Consider the following 530-nt stretch of genomic DNA (forward strand, 5'->3'; position numbering starts at 1 on the left):
CTCCTATTACCAATACAATACAAGCGGCAAGCCTGATCAATTGCCCGAGTCCATATGATTTTTTGGAATAACTTTTTTCTAGTGATACGCCCTTAGGCTGTATTTGTTTTTCTTTTTCGATCTGCTCATAAAAGCGTTGCCTGATCCTGTCAGCCGGGCTAATTTGCTTTTCATAATTAAAAGCCTTTAATAGCATTTTATATTCTTCCTGCTCTTTCTGGCACTCAGGACAATGCTCTAAATGCGCTGCTACTTTTTCTCTTTCCCTATCGTCCAACTGATCCTCTATATAGTGCGGTAAGAGGTCTTTTATCTGTCTGTGCTTCATAGCTATATATCTTTAAAATAAATCGTCTTTAATTTTTGTATTGCCCTGAAAACTTTTGCTTTTACAGCTCCGGGGGTACTGTCCATGATAACTGCCAGTTCATTATATCTGATGTTCTGTAGTTTGGCCAGTGTTAATAATTCCCGATCAGGTAATTCCAAATGATTCAATGCTTCCTCTAGATGTGATAACTCTTCCTTAG

At 38.1% G+C, this 530-nt stretch carries 2 protein-coding genes; both read right to left on the reverse strand.

Annotated features, from left to right (window positions below):
* A partial coding sequence (locus MKP05_RS21590) for an anti-sigma factor family protein (protein WP_240570175.1) occupies nt 1-328 on the reverse strand: 328 nt, incomplete at its 3' end.
* Between the two features lie 2 nt (nt 329-330).
* Nucleotides 331-530: RNA polymerase sigma factor (locus tag MKP05_RS21595; RefSeq protein ID WP_240570176.1), on the reverse strand; the 200-nt coding region annotated here is incomplete at its 5' end.

It is taken from the genome of Halomonas flagellata (assembly GCF_022487945.1).
GTDB classification, from domain to species: domain Bacteria; phylum Pseudomonadota; class Gammaproteobacteria; order Pseudomonadales; family Halomonadaceae; genus Halomonas; species Halomonas flagellata.